The organism is Thalassococcus arenae (assembly GCF_019104745.1).
Classification (GTDB): Bacteria; Pseudomonadota; Alphaproteobacteria; order Rhodobacterales; family Rhodobacteraceae; genus Thalassococcus_B; species Thalassococcus_B arenae.
Genome location: NZ_JAHRWL010000001.1, coordinates 1,123,354 through 1,143,617 on the forward strand (window position 1 = coordinate 1,123,354; position 20,264 = coordinate 1,143,617).

13 protein-coding genes are annotated in these 20,264 nt (G+C 66.3%); 7 read left to right on the forward strand and 6 right to left on the reverse strand.

Annotated elements, in window-relative coordinates; translation table 11 throughout:
* The first annotated feature begins 260 nt into the window (after positions 1-260).
* Entirely contained in the window at positions 261-1,439 is a 1,179-nt protein-coding gene (locus KUH32_RS05620; RefSeq protein ID WP_217777062.1) for an acetyl-CoA C-acyltransferase family protein, read from the forward strand.
* Positions 1,440-1,502: 63 nt separating this feature from the next.
* On the opposite strand, the gene pbpC is transcribed toward KUH32_RS05620, so the two are convergent.
* From pbpC to KUH32_RS05635, 3 genes are read right to left on the reverse strand one after another with little or no spacing between them, the layout of a single operon-like run.
* Entirely contained in the window at positions 1,503-3,524 is a 2,022-nt protein-coding gene (pbpC, locus tag KUH32_RS05625) for a penicillin-binding protein 1C (RefSeq protein ID WP_217777063.1), read from the reverse strand.
* Positions 3,517-4,074 carry a putative glycolipid-binding domain-containing protein gene (locus tag KUH32_RS05630; protein WP_217777064.1) on the reverse strand — a complete coding sequence of 186 codons (558 nt, stop codon included), beginning with the start codon at positions 4,072-4,074 and terminating at the stop codon, positions 3,517-3,519. Before KUH32_RS05630 ends, pbpC begins: the two co-directional genes overlap by 8 nt.
* On the reverse strand, positions 4,071-9,464 hold the full coding sequence (locus tag KUH32_RS05635; protein ID WP_217777065.1) for an alpha-2-macroglobulin family protein: 5,394 nt from the start codon (positions 9,462-9,464) through the stop codon (positions 4,071-4,073). Before KUH32_RS05635 ends, KUH32_RS05630 begins: the two co-directional genes overlap by 4 nt.
* A 125-nt stretch (positions 9,465-9,589) precedes the next feature.
* Here KUH32_RS05635 and KUH32_RS05640 point away from each other — a divergent pair, with 125 nt between their 5' ends.
* Complete coding sequence (locus KUH32_RS05640; RefSeq protein ID WP_217777066.1) at positions 9,590-12,145, forward strand: response regulator; 2,556 nt, start codon at positions 9,590-9,592, stop codon at positions 12,143-12,145.
* Here the strand turns inward: KUH32_RS05640 and yaaA are convergent.
* The 3 genes from yaaA to KUH32_RS05655 form a co-directional block, all read right to left on the reverse strand.
* Entirely contained in the window at positions 12,130-12,915 is a 786-nt protein-coding gene (gene yaaA, locus KUH32_RS05645) for a peroxide stress protein YaaA (protein ID WP_217777067.1), read from the reverse strand. The genes KUH32_RS05640 and yaaA overlap by 16 nt on opposite strands.
* A gap of 27 nt (positions 12,916-12,942) precedes the next feature.
* Entirely contained in the window at positions 12,943-14,994 is a 2,052-nt protein-coding gene (gene recQ, locus KUH32_RS05650; protein ID WP_217777068.1) for a DNA helicase RecQ, read from the reverse strand.
* A gap of 132 nt (positions 14,995-15,126) precedes the next feature.
* Complete coding sequence (locus tag KUH32_RS05655; protein ID WP_217777069.1) at positions 15,127-15,417, reverse strand: YggT family protein; 291 nt, start codon at positions 15,415-15,417, stop codon at positions 15,127-15,129.
* A 127-nt stretch (positions 15,418-15,544) separates the two neighbouring features.
* Between KUH32_RS05655 and KUH32_RS05660 the strand changes: the two genes are divergently transcribed.
* From KUH32_RS05660 to KUH32_RS05680, 5 genes are all read left to right on the forward strand, one after another.
* A complete protein-coding gene (locus tag KUH32_RS05660; protein WP_217777070.1) occupies positions 15,545-16,108 on the forward strand; it encodes an acyl-CoA thioesterase in 564 nt (187 codons plus the stop codon).
* A gap of 62 nt (positions 16,109-16,170) precedes the next feature.
* A complete protein-coding gene (locus tag KUH32_RS05665) occupies positions 16,171-17,538 on the forward strand; it encodes an MFS transporter (protein WP_217777071.1) in 1,368 nt (455 codons plus the stop codon).
* The gene (gene mepA, locus KUH32_RS05670; RefSeq protein ID WP_217777072.1) at positions 17,535-18,455 is read left to right on the forward strand and encodes a penicillin-insensitive murein endopeptidase; all 921 of its coding nucleotides are present in this window, start codon (positions 17,535-17,537) and stop codon (positions 18,453-18,455) included. The genes KUH32_RS05665 and mepA overlap by 4 nt, the downstream gene beginning before the upstream one ends.
* A complete protein-coding gene (locus KUH32_RS05675; protein WP_217777073.1) occupies positions 18,428-19,345 on the forward strand; it encodes an esterase-like activity of phytase family protein in 918 nt (305 codons plus the stop codon). The genes mepA and KUH32_RS05675 overlap by 28 nt, the downstream gene beginning before the upstream one ends.
* A gap of 60 nt (positions 19,346-19,405) precedes the next feature.
* Positions 19,406-20,035, forward strand: coding sequence for a queuosine precursor transporter (locus tag KUH32_RS05680; protein ID WP_217777074.1), 630 nt, complete (start codon positions 19,406-19,408; stop codon positions 20,033-20,035).
* Positions 20,036-20,264: the final 229 nt, after the last annotated feature.

Sequence of the window (20,264 nt, forward strand, 5' to 3'; positions counted from 1 at the left end):
CAGGGCGAACCCTGCACCGGAAAGCGGCCCGCTCATCCCCCCGCGTGGCCTGCCTTCTCATGGCAAGGACGCTCTGCCGCAGGCGATCAGGCGCTGGATCGGAAAACTGCGCAGGCTGACCACCGTCAGCGATGCATCTCCGGCGCGCGGAACCACGCGGCACGGCCGACAAGATACCGCACCCTTCTGAACGCACGTCGGGGCTGACTCTTTGGCCCGCAGGGGGCATGATCGGCCCAACCAAAACCGGAGGGGGCTTCATGTCGGACGATATCGTCATTCTCAGCGGCGCACGCACGGCCATCGGAACATTCGGCGGCAGCCTGGCGGCAACGCCACCGATCGAACTGGGCACGGCAGCGGCCAAGGCCGCGCTCGACCGTGCAGGCGTCGAAGGCGGCCAGATCGGCCATGTCGTCTTTGGCCATGTCATCAACACCGAACCGCGCGACATGTACCTGTCGCGCGTGGCCGCGATGCAGGCCGGCGTGCCGGACACCACACCGGCGATGAACGTCAACCGGTTGTGCGGGTCGGGCGCACAGGCGATCGTGTCGGGTGTGCAGAACCTGATGCTGGGCGATGCCGATTTCGCGCTGGTTGGCGGCGCCGAGAACATGAGCCGATCGCCCTTCATCATCCCGGACCAGCGGTGGGGCGCCAAGATGGGCGATATCAGGACGCTGGACATGATGCTGGGCGCGCTGAACTGTCCGTTCGGCACCGGCCACATGGGCGTTACCGCCGAGAACGTCTCGAAAGAGCACGACATCGATCGTGCGGCACAGGATGCCTTTGCACTGGAAAGCCAGACCCGCGCCGCCAAGGCGATCGCAGAGGGTCGGTTCGTCGACCAGATCGTGCCGGTCGAGGTGCGGGTGAAGCGCGACATGGTGGCCTTTGCCACCGACGAACATCCCAAGGCGACGACGGCCGAGGCGCTGGCCGGTCTGCGGGCGGTCTTCCAGAAGGACGGCAGCGTGACGGCTGGCAATGCGAGCGGAATCAACGACGGTGCCGCTGCACTGGTGTTGGCGCGGGCGGGCGCCGCGCAAAAGGCTGGGCTGAAGCCCCGCGCGCGGGTCCTGGGCTATGCCCATGCCGGTGTGCGCCCCGAAGTGATGGGTATAGGTCCGGTTCCTGCGGTGCAGGCGCTGCTGGCGCGCACCGGACTGAGCGTCGGCGATTTCGACGTGATCGAATCGAACGAGGCCTTCGCGGCGCAGGCGCTGGCGGTCAACAAGGTGCTGGGTCTCGACCCGGCCAAGGTGAACCCCAACGGCGGGGCCATCGCACTGGGCCATCCCGTCGGCGCCACCGGCGCGATCATCACGGTCAAGGCGCTCTACGAGCTCGAGCGGATCGGCGGCAGCAAGGCGCTGATCACCATGTGCATCGGCGGGGGTCAGGGCATCGCGCTGGCGATCGAGCGGCTTTGATCCGGCCGTCGCGGCCACCTGGCAAGCGCGGATTGCGTATTTGGAAAAGAGAAGAAGGCAGGGTCAGCGCGCTTCGACGGTGACGCTGGCCGATTGGCCCGAGGCGTCGATGACCGACAGCGCGGTGTAGCCTGGCGCCAGGCGCGGCCCGGTTATCTGGGTGCGGCGCAGGCCGGTCGCAAGGACGCGGCCGTCTGCCAGCAAGGTGTAGGGCGCGATGCCGCCGCGCAGCTTGATCGTCAGCGGCGCGCCTTCTGCGGGCAGACGCGCGCCGTCGGGCGGAAAGGCCAGGTGCAATAGCGGCGCCTGGGCCTGCACCGCGGCGCCGAAGCGTTGCAGGTTTGGCGGCAGTCGCGCGCCGGAAACCAGCAAGGCGTCCGGTGGCGGCGGGGGCAAGGCGACCGGCACGGCGCGGGCACGCGCCAGCGCCTGGAACAGCACGGGGGCAGCGAGATCGCCGCCGAACGCGCCCGGAACCGGCGTGCCGTCCGGCCGCCCGATCCAGACCCCGGCGACATAGCGGCCGTCCCAGCCGATCGCCCATGCGTCGCGGTGTCCGTAGGATGTTCCGGTCTTGTAGGCCACCTGACCGGGTTTCCCGGATGTCGGCGGGGGCGCGAGATCGGCAAGGATATGTCCGACCTGCCAGGCAGCGGCACGGCTCATGATCGAGACGGGATCAGTGGGAGGGTCGAGCCTGTTCCAGCGCAGCGCCCGCGCTTGTCCCTGCTGCGCGAGCGCGGCGTAGAGCGTCACCAGTTCCTCCAGCGACAGCCCCACCCCGCCAAGACTGACCGCAAGACCGGGCGCCCCGCCCGGCGGCAACTCGGGCGACAGGCCGGCATCGCGCAGCGCCGCCATCAGATGGGCCGGACCCATCGCCTGGGTCAGCCGGACGACCGGAATGTTCAGCGATAGTTGAAGGGCCCGGGCGATCCGAACGTCGCCGCGAAATACTCCGTCGAAATTCTGCGGAGCGTACCGACCGAACTGAACCGGCGCATCGAGGATCAGGGTTTCGGGATGGGCAAGCCCGCGGTCGAAGGCAAGGCCGTAGACCAGCGGTTTCAACGTGGATCCGGGCGAGCGTTTGGCGTTTGTCATGTCGACGAAGCCCTGCCCGCGTGACGCATAGGCCGCCGAGCCGACCGAAGCCAATATCTCGGCGTTTTCATGATCCGCAACAATGATCGCGATAGAGAGGCGCGGATCGTGGCCACGCATCACTTCGTCGGCCAGGGCTTCGAGGCGCGACTGCAGGTCGGCGTCGAGCATCAGGTCATGTCGTCCCTGCGCTTGCGCCATAACCCGGTCGGACAGGTGCGGCGCCAGTTTGGGCATGGGATGGCGGCCGTTGGGGACCGGATCGCGCAGGCTGGCACGGACAGTATCGGCATCGATGACACCCGCCTTCGCGCTTCGCTGCAGCACACGGTCGCGGGCCAGCCGCGCGGCCTGGGGAAAGCGGTCCGGCCGTCGGGTCTCGGGCGCTTGCGGCAGGGCGACCAGCAGCGCGGCCTGTGCAGGGGTCAGGCGAACAGGTTCCCTGCCCAGCCAGATCAGCGACGCCGCGCGCAGGCCTTCCACGTTGCCGCCATAGGGCGCCAGTCGCAGATAAAGCCCCAGGATTTCGTCCTTGGACAATTGCCGTTCCAGCGCAAGTGCAAGACGCGCTTGCCGCAGCTTGCCTTGCCAGGTTCCGGTGCCGCTGTCTTCGAGCAGACGCGCTACCTGCATGGTCAGGGTCGAAGCCCCCGAAACCGCGCGACCGTTCCGCAGCGCCTGCCAGCCGGCGCGAAGGACAGCCAGCGGATCGACCCCGTTATGGCGAAAGAACCTTTTGTCTTCGTAGGCAACCAGCATGTCCAAGAACAGCGGATCGACCCGGTCCAGCGGTAAATCCAGGCGCCAGCGCCCATCCTCGACGGTATAGGCCCGCAGCAACGCACCGTTGCGGTCACGGATTTCGGCGCCGGTTGCGTGCACCAGCGGCGGCAGAACGGTTCCGTCGACCCAGCTTTCGGCGCGATCGCGGGTGATTGCCGCGCCCCACAACAGGACCACGAGAACCAGCAGGCTACGCATCCATCGCTTCCCAGTGGTCGGGATAGTCTGACACGAACCCGCAGGCGGAGACGCGCAAATGCGCCTCGAACCCCGTACCGGGGCATTGGTAGCGGACATAGCCGCCGCGTTCGCGCGTATAGGTCTGGTCCAGCGGGTCCAGTCGTGGCCCCGGCAGCGTCAACCAGGCGGCGCGGACGGGCAAGGCGCCGACCTGCGGCAGGCGGCGCAGCGGCATCAGGTTGGTCGCCGGGCTGAAGCCGAAATCGACATCCCGCGCGCCGGCCACTTGCGGCTGGGCGACGCCGTTCAATTCCCAGTCGTCGCCATCGCGCGCCAGGTGCAGCTTGATCTCGTGGCTGCCGTGAAGCCCGGTCACATCGGCGCTGGTGGTATGCCAATTCGCGTCGCATCGCACCACGTAGTCGAGCGCCGCAGCACCGAGCCTGTCGCGAAACCGGGCATGGCCGACCAGCATGAAGCCGGCGCTATGCGCCGCGAGGCTGCAATAGTCCTCGCCTTCGCGGTCCAAGGCGCGCCAGCGGGCCCTGGCGATCGGCCCGCCGGTCATTCCAGCACCTTCAGCCGCGAGGACGCGGTCGTGGCGCGGTAATCGGGGCGATACATGTCCTCGACAACTGCGGCCGGGTGGTGGAAATCGCCAGGCGACACGGCACGCACGATATAGGCAAGGCGGATGGTTTCATTTCCCTGCTGGTTCACCGCTGCAAGGAAACGGTCGGTGCGGAACTCGGCATGTTCGGCATCGGTGGTTTCCAGCCAGTCGAGCGCACGGACATCGCCGGCCCGCAGCAGGCTGGGATTGTCGATCTCGAAGCCCGCGGGCAGGGGATCGTCGATCATCAGCCGCGCCGCGATGTCTTCGGCAGGGCGCACCGAGAGCACAGCCACCAGCCGGTCGCCAATGCGGATCGGTCCGGAAACGGGCCGGCCATCCATCGAAAAGTATTCCCGTGTCAGGGAATACCCGGTGCCCGACACCTCGGTGCCGGCGGCGGGCACACCCAGCGTGGTCAGGGTGATATCGGTGGGCAGGTTTGCGGTGTTGGTGATCCGCATCGGGGTCAGATCGCGACCGGGGATGCGGCGCATGAACGGGCCGGAGACCGCGGCGCCGTCAATGCTCAGCCCCGAAACGGTCGGGTCTTGCACGAGGGCATGCGCGGCCAGCAGCGACCAGGCCTGTTCCTGGGGCGACAGCCGGCCCGCGGCCGTTGCGATCCGTGCCGTCAGCGCATCGCGATCGACGACCGTGCTGCCTGCTTCGACCGCGAGCGACAGCACGCCGGCAGCATCACGCAGGGTGGACCCGTAATCGGCGCGCCAGAGGCGCGGGTCGTCGCCCGATTGCGCGGCGATCCGGCGGGCGGCTTTGGCGAACAGCGCATCGGCGCGGCGCTGATCTCCGTAAGCAGCCAGCGCCGCGCCCAGTTGCGCCTGCGCCAGCGGCGTCGCGAAGGCATCGGCACGTTCATCGGCGTAGTAACGCAGATCACCCACCGCCGCGCGCCCCTCGCGCGCCAGCACGAACAGCGCATAGGCGATATCCTCGCCGCCGCTGTCGAAATCCGGCGCATAGGCGATGCGGTTGGCGAGGTTGTCCAACGCCGCATCCAGCGCGCGGTCCGGCACGGGGTGTCCTTGCATGCGGGCCCGGGTCAGGAAATCGGTGACATAGGCATCGAGCCAGAAATCTCCTGCGCCCACGCTCCAGAGGCCGAAGGCACCATTGGCGCCCTGGCGGGTCAGCACGCGTTCGATCGCCTGGCCGATCCGCAATCCGATCCGGTCGCGATTGCCCAGGCCCAGCGGTTCCGCCAGCGACGACAGGTAGAGCAGCGGCAGCGACTGCGAGGTGATCTGTTCGGTGCAGCCATAGGGATAGCGGTCAAGCGCGCGCAGCATGCCAGCCGCATCGAACCGCGCCAGCGGCCCGGCCGAGACCATGATCTCGGCGGTGGCGGGTCGCAGATCGGCCAGGGCTTCGGCATCGAGCGTGAAGGTCTGGCCGGGGGCGAGCTGAAAGCGGCGCGTCGCGCCGGTTTGCGGATCGTTGGCACGAACACCCAGGGCGAGGGTCTTGGTCAGGGTCTGTCCATCCGGCGTGGTCAGGGCCACACGGATCGTGCGGTCGCCGACGGCGCCAGCCGTCAGCGAGATATCGACCGCCATCGTTTGTCCGGGCGCAACGGCGACCGGAATCGGGCGACCGTCGCCGACGCCCTCGACCAGCACGGACATGTCGCCGGCAGGGCCGGTCGTATGGCTCAGATCGAGCCGCAGCCGCGCGGCGTCGCCAGGTGCAAGGAACCGCGGCAGGGCCGCCGAGATCACCACCGGGTCGCGCACCAGGACATCCGCCGCGGCCTGACCCACGCCTTGCGCCGTCCAGGCCACGGCCATCAGCCGCACGGTGCCGTTGAAATCGGGCATGTCGAAGCTGACCTGCGCGCGCCCATCCTGTACCGCGACCAGCCCGGAATGGAAGGCGACCAGCGCCTCGGTCGGCGGTGGGCTTTGCAGGCGCATGCGGTCGGCCGCATCGCCGCCCGAGCGCAGGCGGCCAAGCGCGCCCTGCTGTCCGTCGATGAGTCGGCCATAGAGATCGCGGATTTCCACCCCGAGCCGTCTTTGGCCGAAGTAATGCAAGGCCGGGTCCGGGTCGGCGAAACCGGTCAGGTTGAGAATGCCCAGGTCGACGGCCGCAACGGTGACGAAGGCTTGGGCACCATCGGGCGCATCGACCCGAACGCCGGCCTGCAAGGGACCGCGCGGTGCGCTTTCGGCGGGCGCGTCCAGGGTCACGTCCAGATGCCGCGCACCGGGATCGATCGCGGCATGGGCCAGGCCAAGGGCGCGGCCGGGCGACTGGTCGCCGGCGCCGGGGCGCAAAACGGTCGCGGTGACGTAGGCGCCGCTGCCCCATTCCTCGGTCACCGGCAGCCGGATCAGCGTCTCGCCCTCGCCAACTTCCACCGCCTGCATGGCGATGACGCGGTCGGACAGCACCGTCACCAATGCCTGTCCCGCATGGCGCGGCACGATGCGCAGGACCGCGATATCACCGGCGCGATAAGCGGGTCTGTCCAGCGACAAGTCCAGCGTGTCGGGCGTTGCGACGGCATCGGCGGGCGCATACCATCCGGCCTCGAACGCCGCAGAGGACGCCACGTAGGCGCCGTCGGTGCGTTCGACCACAAGCTCGTATTCACCCCAGGTCACCGGCGCGGTCACGCGCAGGGGATCGGTTCCCAGACTGCCGGTGCCGGTGGCCACCGTTTCACGCGACGTGACCGGCTCCCAGTTCCAGTTGCCGTAAAGCTGATACCATTGGTAGTGCGTGCGCACGCGGTTGATCTGCCAGGCGACCTGCATCGGCACCGGTTGCAGATCCGGTCCGAACCCCTGCACCAGGAAACGCGCCTGGCCGCCTTCGGGCAATGTGCTATCGAACTCTGGCTTGAGTCCGATCATCGGACCTGCGGGCAGGACCGGCCGCGTGATCGACCGTTCCACCGGACGGCCTGCGCCTTCGGTCACACGCACCGTCAGGGTGGTTTCGTGCGGCTGGCCAGCCTGCGCGGCCGAAACCGGCAGGGCAAGTTGCGCGCGGCCACCGGCATCGGTGCGCAAATCGCCTTGCAGGCCGGTCACGAAATCTTCGGCCGGTTCATCGTGGCGGCCAAAGCGGTAACCCGGCAGCGCGTCGAGGGTGGTCAGACCGCGCTGGCGCAGTTCGCCCTCGATGGCCAGATCAGCGCCCGGCGCGCCGAAAAGGTAGCGCGCGGTCAAATCGACCAGCGGCGGCGAGACCGGAGAGATGGGCGCGTCGGGCAGCGACAGGGTCACATCGATCCGTTCGGGCACGAAATCCTCGACCAGCACGGTCTGGCTGACCAGCGCGGGCGCTTTGGGGTCCGCATGAAGGGCCAGCCGCCAGGTGCCGCGCGGCACGGATGGCGCCAACGGCAGAGTGAAGACATGCCCGCCCGCGCGGTCATCGGCCGAAGTCACCCGCGCATGTTCCACCCCGTCCGGACGGGACAGGATCAGCGTCGCGGGCACGCCGGCAAGGGCCGAAGCCCGGGCGTCCCGCATCAGCGCGGTGACATGGATCACCTCACCGGCGCGATAGGCGCCACGGTCGGGGGTCAGGAAGGCGTCGATAGGGCCGGACGCCGCGCGCCCGGCCACGCCGCGATCCGACAGGTCGAAGGCCGGATCGGTCAGAGAAAGAAAGGCGATGTCGGCCTCGCCTTGCCGGGCCGTGATCATCGCCGGTGCCGCGGCACCAGTTCCGCGAAGCAACCCTGCCTCGAACCGAGCCACGCCATCCGCGTCGGTTTGCGCCCGGCCGAGCACCCGATTGCCGCGCGAAACCAGTTCGACCGTCAGGTCGGACAACGCCGAAGCATCGCCCAGAGACCGGGCGAAGATGGTAAGCCCATCACTGCCATGCAACGTGGTCAGACCGATATCGGACAGCACGAACCACTGCATCGCGCTGTCTTCGTCACTGTCCTCGCGCCCCGGCACGCGGGCGGCCAGAGCGTAGATTCCGGCCGGCAGATCACCGATCACCTCTCCAATGGGCAGACGGGTCGTCACGTCCCGGTTCAATGCATTTTCGACCTCGGCGGTGCCGCGCCAGATCTCTTCGGCGATTTCTTGGTCAAAAAGCTGTTCGCGCCAGTAATTCAGCGGGCGAGCGAAGAAATCCTCCTGGATGGCGCGGATCAGGTTCCGGTCCGAGACCCGTCGCAGGGTCAAGTCCACCTGGTCGAGGTTGACCGTCTGCAACGGAAGGCCAGCACCCGGCCCCCGGGGCAGCACATAGGCGCGGCCAGGGAATGACGCGGTCGGCGTGCGGTCGCGCACGTAAAGCCGCAGCGCCACGTCGCGGATCAGCGCTTCGCCGCTCGCCGAGGGCAGGCCGGCACGAAAGGTGACGTCATAGCGTTCGCCATGCGTGACACCGGTGATACAAAGGCGGCTGCCTTCTGCGCGCACGGCCAGTGTCGGGTCGGGCAGGCGCACATAGGGCGCGTAATCCTGCCCGGCCCGGATCAGTGGATCGGAAAAATCGGCGCAGAGGCGCGGTTCGGAACTGTCGGCCTCGACGATGTGTTCGACAATGCGAAAACCGTATTTGCCGATCGCGTCATCCAGCGCCGCGCCGATGTCGGCCCTCGGGCCGATCTGCTCGGCCAGCCTGAGTGCCGGAATCATCGTGCGCCCCCGCCCAACGGTTTCCAGCGCGTCCGCCATCTGCAGCAAGGCGGTTTGCCGCATCGGGGCCGAAGGGCTGCGCAGATAGCCATTGATCGCCGCCAGCACGGCACGATCGCGCAGCACACGACGGGTGTTCCCGGTCTGGGTTTCGGCATACCGCGCCGCAATCGACCCGTAGTCCAGCCACAAGTCGCCGGTGTCGGTCTGGGCCAGGGCCGAACCGGTCCAATTCAGTGCATCGCGCAGATTCGAGGTGTTGCGGGCGGCGTTCAGCAGTTGCTCGACGCTCCACTCACCGCCGGAATGGCGCAGTCCGATGGCGGCCGCTTCGGCCGCAGCGTTGTCAAGGTCTCTGTCTTCCAGGAAGTCGAGATCGGCCTTTCGCGCCGTGGCAATGCCAAGAATCGCGGGATCGGCCGTCACGACCTGCGCCGAGATCGCGCCTTCATAAGGCTGCCGGTCGCTGATCTGCGATTTCGGAAAGCAGGCATTCGACCGGGTGTTGAAGGTGAAAGCCGCGCAATCGCGATTGTCGAGACAGAGTTTCCGGCATGCCTCCAGCGTGGTGTCGAACAGCGCCTGCAGATCGGATCCGTAGAAATCCACGTCCTGCGTCACCACAAGCCGCCGTTCGGGGACCAGATCCTGGGCCTGCGCCAGGGGGGCCAGAAGCAAGCCCGTCAGGAGGGCCCAGAGGGAACGCTGCATTCAATCATCCTCGCGAGAAATGCTGTCATCGTGCCATGCGCCGAAATACCCGGCAAGGGTTCCGCCTTAAGGGGATTTTCACCACGTCTGGCCAGAGTGCGGGCGCGCATAGAGGAAGAACGACAATGCTGGCTGACCGCTTGGCACAGGAAAGACGCGCCCGTCTTGCCGCCGAACGCCTGCTGGAACTCAAACAGGCGGAATTGTTCGCCGCCAACAAGAAGCTGAACCAGCGCGCGATACGCCTGACCCACGAAATCAGCGAAACCCGCGCCGAAGTGGCCGAGATCCGGGATGAAAAGCAGCGCGTCATGGTGCAGCTGGGCCAGGCGAACGAAAAGATCCAACTGGTCGAGGGGCAGCTGTGGAAAGCGCTCGAAACCATGCGCGACGGCTTTGCCATGTTCAACGACCAGAGCCAACTGGAACTGGCCAACCCAGCCTATCTTGCCGTTTTCGACGGGCTGGACAGCATCAAGCCCGGCGCAAGCTATGGCCACATCCTCGACATGCTGGTCGAGGAAGGCATCGTCGACCTGCAGGGAGAGAAGCCCGACCGCTGGCGCGCACGGATGCTGGACCGCTGGACCAAGCCGCATATTCCCACCGAAACGATCCGGTTGTGGAACGGCCAGTTCGTGAAATTGCGCGACCGGCGCACACCAGACGGCGGCATCGTCAGCCTGGGCATCGACATCACCGAACTGATGCGCATGTGGTCGGCCGTTGCTGAATTGCCGGACGGCTTCGTGATCTACGACGCCGATGACCGACTGCTGATGTGCAACCAGCCCTACCGCGACATCTACAAGGCATCCGCCCCCGCAATGATCCCGGGCACCTCGTTCGAGGATATTCTCAGATACGGTCTGGAGCGCGGACAATACACCGATGCCCTCGGGCGCGAGGAAGAATGGCTCGAGGAACGGCTGGCGGCGCATCGCGGCGGACAGGCCGAACTGGAACAGCAACTGGAAGATGGCCGTTGGGTTCGGGTCTACGAAAGCGAAACCCGCGATGGCGGGCGTGTGGGGCTGCGCATCGACATCACCCAGATCAAGAAGGATCAGCGCCGCCTGCAGGACGCGATGATCCGCGCCGAAGCCGCCAACCGGGCGAAATCCTCGTTCCTCGCCAACATGAGCCATGAGATCCGCACACCGATGAACGGCGTCGTGGGTATGGCCGACCTGATGATGGAAACTGCGCTGACCGATGAACAGCGTCTTTATGTCGACACGATCCGATCATCGGGCGAAGCGCTGCTGGTCATCATCAACGACATCCTGGATTATTCCAAGATCGAGGCGGACAAGCTTGTGCTGCATCCCGAACCGTTCGATCTGGAACGCGCGATCCACGAAGTGCTGCTGCTGCTGGGGCCGACGGCGCGGGACAAGGGTCTGGCGCTTTTCGCCGATTACGACATGTTCCTGCCGACCCGCTTCGTGGGTGACGCCGGCCGCGTCCGTCAGGTGCTGACGAACCTCATCGGCAACGCCATCAAGTTCACCAACCAAGGGCATGTTCTGGTTCGCGTCGTCGGCGTCCCCGAAGACGACGGTAAAACGGCCATCCATATCACCGTCGAAGATACCGGCATCGGGATTCCCGCCGACAAGGTCGATCACGTCTTCGGCGAATTCAATCAGGTCGAGGACGACCGCAACCGCAATTTCGAGGGCACCGGGCTGGGTCTGGCCATTTCGCGTCGGCTCGTGCAGCTGATGGGCGGTGAGGTCTGGGCCGAGTCCGAATTGGGCAAGGGGTCGTGTTTCGGCCTGAGGGTGGAATTACCTGCGGCCGAGCCGGTCGCATATGAAACCGCCCAGTTGCCGGACAATCTCAGACACGTTCTGATCGTCGATGACCAGGGCGCGCACCGCTCGATCCTGACCAAGCAACTCGGGGCTCTCGGTCTGAAAACGCGCTTTGCCGGTTCCGCGGCCGAAGCGTGCAAGGCGATATCGGATCGTCCCGATCTACTGATCGTGGACCAGGACCTGCCGGACCGCACCGGGGTCGATCTTGTCCGCGACCTTCGCGAACTGGGTCACGGTATTCCGGCCATCCTTCTGGCGGCAAACCCGACACAGGTCGACCCGATCGCGTCGCGGTTGGTCGCAACGGTGCTGTCAAAGCCGGCGCCGCGCCGCGCCTTGTTCGCGGCGCTCGAAGGTCTCGCCAAGGATACGCAAGTCGCGTCGCAGTCGCCACAGCCCGTTGCCGACCCTACGGACATGGTGCCTGGCGCACCCGGGGACGCGGCGCAGAACACCGCCACGCTTGACGTTCTGGTGGCCGAAGACAACCGGACCAACCAGTTGGTGTTCAGCAAGATGGTCGGCGGTCTGCCGCTGTCCTTGCGCTTTGCGTCGAACGGGCTCGAAGCGGTCGCCGCCTATCGCGACAAGCGGCCCGACATGATCTTCATGGACATCTCGATGCCCAAGATGGACGGCAAGGAAGCAACGCGCGAGATCCGCAAGATCGAAGGCGACGGACCGCGTGTTCCGATCATTGCCGTCACCGCCCACGCAATGGATGGCGACCGCGACCAGATCCTGAATGCCGGGCTGGACGACTACCTTACCAAACCGCTGCGCAAGGCGGCCCTGGTGGAAAAGCTTGCCGTCCATTCCGCAGGGCGGATCACCGGCGTCGATCAGGCGGCAGACTGAGCGGCCTCGGCAGGCCGCACGAATACCGGCTTGTCCTCGGTCGACAGATCGGGGCGATACACATAGCCGCCGCTGTCGAACCCGGTGATCGCCGCCGCATCGGTCACCCGGTTCTGGACGATGAAGCGCGCCATCGCACCACGGGCGCGCTTGGCGAAGAAAGACACGATCTTGGGCGCGCCGTTCTTGTCCTCCATGAATTGCGGCGTGACCACGCGCAACTTGAGGGCCTTGGGCGCCACCGCGCCAAAATATTCCTGGCTGGCGCAATTCACCAGGACGTCGGTGTCCAGCGCCGCCGCCTGCGCGTTCAACGCCCTGGCCAGGTCGTCGCGCCAATAGTCGTACAGCGACGCTCCACGCCGGGTCTTCAGCCGCGATCCCATCTCCAGCCGATAGGGCTGGATCCCGTCGAGCGGGCGTAAAAGTCCGTAAAGCCCGGACAGGATCCTCAGGTGATCCTGCGCCCAGGCCAGTTCGTCGGCATCCAGCGTCGCCGCCTCGAGCCCGAGATAGGTGTCGCCCGCAAAGGCAAGTGCCGCAGGGCGCAGCGCATCGTCATCCGGGGCAGGAGAGAAAGACTTGAACCGGTCGCGGTTGAGCCGGGCCAGGTCGTCGCTGAGATCCATCAGCGCCTTGAGATCGCGCAGCGGCAGATTGCGCGCGGTCCGCGCAAGACGCACCGCATCCTCTCCGAAATCCGGCCGGGTCATGGCGGTCGGGCGTTCGGACCAGTCCAGCCGCTTGGCTGGTGAAATGACGACAAGCATCGGCGCCTCCCTTGCTTGAACGGGAACCTAGTCCGCCGCCTGCAAAACGTCCAGAAACGCGGCGCCAAAGCGGTCGGCGCGGCGGTCGTCCAGCAGGCGGGCCAGGGCTGCGCTACAGTCGGGTCGCTGATCGGCGATCTTGGCGATTTGCGCGGCCGAACAGGACAGCGGCTTGGCCGTTCCGTCCGCGCCGCGGATCAGCGCCGCCTGGGCCGCCATGAGCGCGTCGAACAGGGCACCGGCCGACCGCCCGGCCAGCTTGCGACGCGCCGGGTGCAGATCCGGCGCGTCGCCCGCGATCACGGCCAGGAACGCATCGCCGTAGCGCTCCAGCTTTTTCGCGCCGACGCCGTTGATCCGAGCCAGCGCATCCAGTGTCTGCGGCCGGGTCTCGGCCATCTCGATCAGCGTGCGGTCGTTGAAGATCACGTAGGCCGGCACCTGCGCCGCTTCGGCCAGCGCCCGGCGCTTGGCCTTGAGCGCCGACAGCAGCGGCGCGTCGTCCTCGCTGACCATCTGGCGCACGGCGGGACGGCGTTCGGTTCTTTGCAGCGCATCGCGACGCAGGGTGATCGTGTCCTCGCCGCGCAGGATCGGCCGCGCGCGATCAGTCATCACCAGCGCGCCGTGGCGGTCGGCATCGGGACGCATCAGATCATGACCCATCATCTGCCGGAACACAGCCTGCCATTGCACGCGGGTCAGGTCGCGCCCGACACCGAAGGTCGGCAGACCATCGTGACCGCGTTGGCGTACCTTTTCGGTATCGTTGCCGATCAGGATATCGATCAGGTGCCCGGCGCCAAAGCTTTCGCCCGTCCGCAGCGCCGCCGACAGCGCCTTGCGCACCGCCTCGGTGCCGTCGAACAGCTCGGGCGGGTTGTCGCACAGATCGCACTTGCCGCAGGGCTCGGCCGCTTCGCCGAAATAGCCCAGCAGCGTCTGCCGGCGGCAGTGCTGCGCCTCGGCCAGGCCCAGCAGCGCGTTCAGGCGGCCATGGTCGGCGACGCGGCGTTCCGGCGGAGCCAACCCTTCATCGATCTGGGCGCGGCGAAGACGGATGTCGTCGGGGCCATACAGCGTCAGTGTCTCGGCCGGGGCGCCATCGCGCCCTGCGCGACCGATTTCCTGGTAGTAGGACTCGATGGATTTCGGCAGGTCGGCATGGGCGACCCAGCGAATGTCGGGCTTGTCGACGCCCATTCCGAAAGCAACGGTCGCGACCACGATCAACCCGTCCTCGGTGGCGAACCGCGCCTCGACTGCCCGGCGGTCCTCCGCCTCCATGCCGCCGTGGTAGTGACAGGCGTTGTGGCCGTCCTCGATCAAGGCGCGGGCCAAGGTTTCGGTCTTGGCCCGGGTGCCGCAATAAACGATGCCGGATTGCCCCTTGCGCGCCGCAGCAAAGGACAGGATCTGCGCACGCGGGCTGTCTTTCGGGGAAAAGGCGAGGTGTATATTGGGCCGGTCGAAACCGCGCAGGAAGGTTTGCGGCGGCGCGCCGTCGAACAGCCTGTCGACGATCTCGTCGCGGGTTTCGGCGTCGGCGGTGGCGGTGAAGGCGGCCAGCGGCACGTCCAGCGCGCGCCGCAGCGCGCCGATCCGCAGGTAATCGGGGCGGAAATCGTGCCCCCACTGGCTGACGCAATGCGCCTCGTCCACGGCGATCAGGCTGACCCCGGCCTGGGCCAGCATCCGCTGCGTGCCGGTGGCGGCAAGCCGTTCCGGCGCAAGGTAAAGCAGCTTCAAGGTGCCCCGGCGCAACCCGTCCCAGACCGCGTTCGTCTCGTCCTCGGTATTGCCCGAGGTCAGCGCCGCGGCCTCGACGCCGGCCTCGCGCAGGCCGCGCACCTGGTCGCGCATCAGGGCGATCAGCGGCGAGATCACCACCGTCAGCCCGTCACGCATCAGCGCTGGCAACTGGAAACACAGCGACTTGCCGCCGCCTGTCGGCATGATCGCCAGCACGTTGTCGCCGCGCGCGACCGCCTCGACGATCTCGCCCTGGCCGGGGCGAAACGCGTCGAATCCGAAAATGTCGCGCAACAGCGCTTCGGCGCCGGTCGTATCGCGGGGCATGGTTTCGCCTGATTTTGACTAGATCTGCTCGTATCCAGACTGTCACATACCAAGATTTGGTGAATCAAGCCCCGATGCGTCTTCTTCTCTTTTTAAAATACGCATTCCCGGCGGGATCCGCCGCCGCGACCGTCAACCGAAGAAGAACCCGGCATTATTGGCCAGGATGATGCGGATCGCGTAGACGCCGATCAACGCGACCAGCGGCGCGAGGTCCAGCCCGGACATCTGCGGCAGGATACGGCGGATTCGGGAATAGATCGGTTCCAGCAGGCGGTTCAACCCGTCCCAGATCTGGGCGACCAGCGGCTGGCGCAGGTTCAGCACCTGGAACTGGATCAGCCAGCTCATGATCACATGCGCGATAATCAGGAACCACAGCACATCGAGGATCAGCATCAGGATCTGGAACAACGATTGCATGGCTTCCCTTTCGTCACTTGGCCGCGCAACAGGTAAGCGCGCGGGTGGCCGAGGGCAAGCCTTACCCGAGGTTCTGGTTGACGTTCGCGTAACCTGCGCTCAATTGAGGATGCGAAGGAGCCCTGCCATGTATCCCTTTGTCCGCCTCATCAAGGATATCCTGATCGCCCGCCGTCAGCCGCCGGTCGGCCTGTTCGACACCCATGTCTCGTACCATGTCTGCTGGCCCTGGGATCTGGACATGTGGATGGAACTGAACAATGGCCGCACGCTCACGCTCTACGACCTGGGGCGCCTGCCACTGGCGCAGCGCGCCGGGTTGCTGAACCTGCTGGCGCGCCAGAAATGGGGCCTGACCATGGCCGGGGCCGTTGTGCGCTACCGCCGTCGTGTGCGCGCCTTCGAGCGGATCGAGATGCGTTCGCGCCTGGTCGGTTGGGACGACCGGTTCATGTATCTCGAACAAAGCATGTGGAAGCGCAACGGCGACTGCGCCAGCCATATCGTCTATCGCAGCGCGGTCACCGACCGCAACGGCATCGTGGCGACGGATCGCGTGCTGTCGGCCCTGAACCTGCAGGAAGCGCCGCCCGCCCTGCCGGACTGGATCGAAGCCTGGCTGAAGGCCGAGGACATGCGCCCCTGGCCGCCGATGCAAATGGATGACGCAGCGGCAGCGCGCGCTGCCTGAAACAATCCTTGCAAGCAGGCCCTGCCCGGTCTTTGATCCCCCCGATAAACCAGGGGGACGGAATGACGATACCGCTGCGCAAGCGTATCTGGGGCTGGATGTTTTTCGATTGGGCGCAGCAACCCTATGCGACACTGGGACTGACCTTCATCTTCAGCCCCTATTTCGCCGCCGTCGCCGCGGATTATTTTCACGCCGGAGGCATGGATCAGGGCGCGGCCAATGCCAGCGCGCAAAGCCTGTGGTCTTCGGCGCAGACCCTGTCGGGCCTGTTCATCGCCCTGTCGGCACCGATCCTGGGCGCCTGGGCCGATCTTTCGGGCCGCAAGATGCCGTGGTTCTGGTTCTTCTCCATCGTCACTGTGATCTGCGCATGGATGCTGTGGGGGCTGTTGCCCGACGGCACCGGCCTGATGCTGACGCTGGCGCTGTTCTGGATCGGCTTCACCGCGTCGGAATCCGCCTTCAACCTCAACAACTCGATCCTGCCCTCGCTGGGCGATCCCGGCGATGTCGGACGGATCAGCGGCGGTGCGACCGCCTTCGGTTACTGGGGCGGCGTGCTGTCGCTGTTCGTGATGCTGCTGTTCTTCGCCGAGAACGACAGCGGAAAGACCCTGATCGGGCTCGAGCCCTTGTTCGGCCTCGACCCCGACCAACGCGAAGGCACGCGCTTTGTCGGGCCGTTCATCGCGATCTGGTTCGCGGTCTTCATGATCCCGTTCTTCGTCTGGAACCGCGACAATCCCGCCGACCGGCGCCCGACCCCGTCCATCGGGTTCGTGCTGACCGACCTCTGGACGACGATCAAGCGCGTGGCCCGTCAGCGATCCTACGGGTCGTTCCTGCTGGCCTCGATGTTCTACCGTGACGCGCTGACGGCGCTGTATTCCTATGGCGGCATCTACGCGACGCTGGTGCTGGAATGGAAAATCATCCAGATCGGCGTCTTCGGCATCATCGCGGCCATTGCGGCTGCGGTTCTTTCCTGGGTCGGGGGCATCGCCGACCAGCGCCTGGGTCCGAAGCCGGTCATCACCTTCTGCTGCATCGCGCTGATCCTGGTCTGCACGATCATCGTCGGCATGTCGCGCGAACAGCTGTTCGGCATCCCGCTGTCCGAAGGATCGAGCCTGCCCGACATCATCTTCTACATCTGCGGTGCGATCATCGGCGGCGCCGGCGGGGCGCTGTATTCGGCGTCGCGCAGCATGATGGTTCGCCATGCCGATCCGGAACGCGCGGCCGAGGCATTCGGCCTGTTCGCGCTGACCGGCAAGGCGACGGCATTCCTGGCGCCCGCGATGATCACAGTGTTCACCGTCTGGACGCAAAGCAATCAATTGGGCTTTCTGCCGGTCATCTTCCTTTTCGTTGCCGGTCTGGTTCTGCTAAGCTGGGTGAAACCAGACGGAGCACGAGCAGCATGATCCGCACCCTGATCTGCGTGGCGCTGATGGCCACGCTGGCCGCCTGCGGCGGCACCACGACCGAACGCGACATTTCCGGGGAAACCCGGCAAGTCAGGCTTGATCCGGTCCTGTCCACCAAGCAGGCCAAGCAGTTGTTCGGCGCCGCGTCGGGCGCGTCGACACAAAGCCCCGCCGCCTATGGCAGCTACTCCAAGGGGTGTCTGGCCGGCGGTGTGCAACTGCCCCAGACCGGTCCGACCTGGCAGGCGATGCGGTTGTCGCGCAACCGCAACTGGGGACATCCCGAGCTGATCGACTTCGTTCAGGATCTCAGCCGGAAGGCCGCGCAGCAGCCCGGCTGGCAAGGGCTCTATGTCGGCGATCTCAGCCAGCCGCGCGGCGGGCCCATGCTGACCGGGCATGCCAGCCACCAGATCGGGCTGGATGCCGATATCTGGATGCTGCCGGCCAAGCGGCTGGACCTGACCCCGGCCGAGCGTGAAAGCATCTCGTCGATCTCGCTACGCCGGTCCAATGGCGCCTTCGTCAACGACAACTGGACACGCGCGCATCACGAGATCATGAAGGCCGCCGCCCAGGACCCCCGGGTTTCGCGGATCTTCGTCTTTCCCGGCGCCAAGGTTCGGATGTGCCGGGACGAAACCGGCGACCGCGCCTATCTGAGCAAGATCCGGCCGTGGTGGGGGCATCACTACCATTTCCACGTCCGGCTGAGCTGCCCGCGCGGCGCGCGCGGATGCGTCGACCAGGCGCCGCCGCCCGCCGGGGATGGCTGCGCCGAGGCGCAGGGTTGGGTCGACCGAATCCTGAACCCGCCGCCGCCGGACCCGAACGCCCCCAAACCGCGGCCCAGGCGGGAACTGACCCTGGCCGATCTGCCCCAGCAATGCGCCAGCGTGCTCGCCGCGCGCTGAGCGCGGCGGCCCTGACCCTTGGACTGACCTTGGCGTCCTCGGCGGGCCAGCCGCAGCTTGCGCATCATCTTGCCAGTTTCCGCTGGCAGGTCGACGATCCGGCCTTCGGCGGGTTTTCCGGGCTGGAAGTGTCGGAGGATGGATCTGCCTTCACCGCGATCAGCGACCGTGGCCACATCGTGTCGGGCCGGTTCCGACGCGAGGCGGGCCGCATCGCCGCCATCGAGGCCGGGCCGATCGCGCCCCTGCGAGACCCCAACGGTCGGGTTCTGCCAGACCATGTGCACGATGCCGAGGGATTGGCGATCCGGGCGGACGGGCGGATCTTCGTGTCGTACGAATACCAGCACCGGGTCTGGGCCTATCTGACCCTTGACGCTGCCGCCCGGCTGCCGCGCCCCGAAGCGTTCAAGGCGCTGCAACGCAATTCCGGAATCGAGGCGCTGGCGGTGGACGACGACAACCGGCTCTATGCGATCCCCGAACGATCCGGTGCCCTGAACCGTCCGTTCCCCGTCTGGGTCTATGACGACGGCACCTGGACCGAAACCTACGAGATCCCGCGCCGTGGCGGTTTCCTGCCCGTCGGCGCCGATATCGGACCGGACGGGCGTTTGTATCTTCTGGAACGCGAGTTCACCGGATTGGGCTTTCGCAGTCGCGTCCGCCGCTTTGGCATCACGCACGACGCGCTGACCGACGAAACGACGCTGCTGACCACGACCACGCGCCGCCACGACAATCTCGAAGGCATCGCGGTCTGGCGCGACGATACCGGCGCGATGCGGTTGACGATGATCTCGGACGACAATTTCAAACCCTTCCAGCGCACCGAGATCGTGGAATACGCACTGCCGGAACCGCTTGCGTCACCCGGTCGCAGTCGCTAGAGGCAGGGCATCGCCCGCACTGGGCCAAGTCCCCGCAACCTTGTCAAAACGGGTCACATCATGACGCGCAAGCATATCCCCGGCATTCTTGCCATGGCGGCCATCGTCGTCGCCTCGAACATCCTCGTGCAGTTCCTTTTCGGCCAGTGGCTGACCTGGGGTGCCTTCACCTATCCGCTGGCCTTTCTCGTCACCGACCTGATGAACCGCCTCTACGGACCGGGTCCGGCCCGCCAGGTGGTCTTTGCCGGTTTCATCGTCGGCGTCTTCTGTTCGCTGATCGGCACCCAGATCATGGGCGAATTCGGCCCTCTGGTGACTTTCCGCATCGCCATCGGATCCGGTCTGGCCTTTCTCACCGCGCAGCTGCTGGACGTGGCGATCTTTGACCGGTTGCGGCAGGGGAAATGGTGGCGCGCACCTCTTGCGTCGACGCTGGTGGGTTCGTCCGTCGACACGGCGCTGTTCTTTACCATCGCGTTTTCCGCTGGCCTGACCTTCATCGAACCCGACAACGATGTCAGCTGGGCTGGGGAAGCCCTCCCGCTATTGGGATTCGGTCCGCAAGCGCCGCTTTGGGTGTCGCTCGCCGTCGCCGACTGGCTGGTCAAGCTGGGCCTTGCCCTGGTTGCCCTGATCCCCTTCCGAATGATCGTTTCGCGGGCAGCCGGCAACACGACGATGGCTTGACGGACAAAAAAGACTTTGTGGATCGCCCCAGCCATGCCAACATCATCTTGCGTGTTCAACAGCTGAAAGGAGGTGATCCAGTGTCTAGAGAAACATTGGAGAAGGGTGTCGGGACAGTTCGAGAGGCAGCGTTTTAAGGGCAGCCCCTTGGGCGTTGAACCACGAACTGGCGCAGCCTAACTGGCGCCACTCCGAATTCTCGAAGGGCCGCTTGAACAAGGCGGCCCTT

Bases quoted from the DNA above. Each gene is read 5' to 3' on its own strand.
- recQ (WP_217777068.1), bottom strand. From the start codon at position 14,994: ATGCCCCGCGATACGACCGGCGCCGAAGCGCTGTTGCGCGACATTTTC.
- pbpC (WP_217777063.1), bottom strand. From the start codon at position 3,524: ATGCGTAGCCTGCTGGTTCTCGTGGTCCTGTTGTGGGGCGCGGCAATC.
- KUH32_RS05680 (WP_217777074.1), top strand. From the start codon at position 19,406: ATGACGCGCAAGCATATCCCCGGCATTCTTGCCATGGCGGCCATCGTC.
- KUH32_RS05620 (WP_217777062.1), top strand. From the start codon at position 261: ATGTCGGACGATATCGTCATTCTCAGCGGCGCACGCACGGCCATCGGA.
- mepA (WP_217777072.1), top strand. From the start codon at position 17,535: ATGATCCGCACCCTGATCTGCGTGGCGCTGATGGCCACGCTGGCCGCC.
- KUH32_RS05675 (WP_217777073.1), top strand. From the start codon at position 18,428: ATGCGCCAGCGTGCTCGCCGCGCGCTGAGCGCGGCGGCCCTGACCCTT.
- KUH32_RS05630 (WP_217777064.1), bottom strand. From the start codon at position 4,074: ATGACCGGCGGGCCGATCGCCAGGGCCCGCTGGCGCGCCTTGGACCGC.
- KUH32_RS05640 (WP_217777066.1), top strand. From the start codon at position 9,590: ATGCTGGCTGACCGCTTGGCACAGGAAAGACGCGCCCGTCTTGCCGCC.
- KUH32_RS05665 (WP_217777071.1), top strand. From the start codon at position 16,171: ATGACGATACCGCTGCGCAAGCGTATCTGGGGCTGGATGTTTTTCGAT.
- yaaA (WP_217777067.1), bottom strand. From the start codon at position 12,915: ATGCTTGTCGTCATTTCACCAGCCAAGCGGCTGGACTGGTCCGAACGC.
- KUH32_RS05660 (WP_217777070.1), top strand. From the start codon at position 15,545: ATGTATCCCTTTGTCCGCCTCATCAAGGATATCCTGATCGCCCGCCGT.
- KUH32_RS05635 (WP_217777065.1), bottom strand. From the start codon at position 9,464: ATGCAGCGTTCCCTCTGGGCCCTCCTGACGGGCTTGCTTCTGGCCCCC.
- KUH32_RS05655 (WP_217777069.1), bottom strand. From the start codon at position 15,417: ATGCAATCGTTGTTCCAGATCCTGATGCTGATCCTCGATGTGCTGTGG.